Consider the following 452-nt stretch of genomic DNA (forward strand, 5'->3'; position numbering starts at 1 on the left):
GCCGCGGATGGTACGGGTTGGGCTGAGGGTGTCGGTCTGTTGTTGGTGGAGCGGTTGTCGGATGCGCGCCGGTTGGGTCATGAGGTGCTGGCGGTGGTGCGTGGTTCGGCGGTGAATCAGGATGGTGCGTCGAATGGTTTGACGGCGCCGAATGGTCCGTCGCAGGAGCGGGTGATTCGGCAGGCACTCGCGTCGGCGGGTCTGGGTACTGCCGACATCGATGTCGTGGAGGCGCACGGTACGGGTACGCGGTTGGGTGATCCGATTGAGGCGCAGGCGTTGCTGGCGACGTATGGCAAGGATCGTTCCCCGGAGAATCCGCTGTGGCTGGGGTCGTTGAAGTCGAATATCGGGCATGCGCAGGCTGCTGCGGGTGTTGGTGGGATTATCAAGATGGTTCAGGCGATGCGGCATGGCGTGCTGCCGGCGACGCTGCACGTCGATGAGCCGTC

Annotated in this window: 1 pseudogene; it reads left to right on the top strand. The window is 64.4% G+C overall.

What is annotated here, in order from left to right:
* Positions 1 to 452, top strand: a pseudogene (locus Aco04nite_RS48430) (polyketide synthase); the annotation flags it as partial.

The organism is Winogradskya consettensis (genome assembly GCF_018332715.1).
GTDB classification, from domain to species: domain Bacteria; phylum Actinomycetota; class Actinomycetes; order Mycobacteriales; family Micromonosporaceae; genus Actinoplanes; species Actinoplanes consettensis.